The sequence below is a fragment of the Dellaglioa sp. CoH-56-MRSF-12 genome (assembly GCF_056782075.1).
Genome location: NZ_JBXAYD010000039.1, coordinates 1 through 374, shown reverse-complemented (window position 1 = coordinate 374; position 374 = coordinate 1). Strand labels below are relative to the sequence as shown.

General features: G+C 55.1%; 1 protein-coding gene. It reads right to left on the bottom strand.

Annotated features, from left to right (window positions below; translation table 11 throughout):
* Positions 1–45: 45 nt before the first annotated feature.
* A partial coding sequence (locus tag AC1RPY_RS07710) for a DUF7448 domain-containing protein (RefSeq protein ID WP_481763100.1) occupies positions 46–374 on the bottom strand: 329 nt, incomplete at its 5' end.

The following is a 374-nucleotide window of genomic DNA, read 5'->3' as shown; positions in this document are numbered from 1 at the left end:
CGCGCTTCTCTATGCGTGGCACAAGGCCCCGAGCCTCGATCAGTTTCATTTGCCTGCGTTCACGTGTTCGACGTTGACAGACTCCGAATAGTAGCCGTTACTTTGGCCCAGCCATCGGATATCCACGTAGCCTCGGATGGTCGCGAGCTTGTAGAACGTCCACGTATACGAATCGACGTACTCGCCAGCCGGAGGCGGAAAGTCGGTATCGCTAACTTCCTCGGCCATGAGAATAGGTGTCCCGATCAGGTCGTTCACGTCCCCAGTTACCGACTCGATGTATACCGACTCGCAACAGTCCTGTTGATGGTACATGCTGGAGACTTCACCGGTCTCAGCCATGAACGTCACTTCGTCAGAGCCTTCTTCAAGAC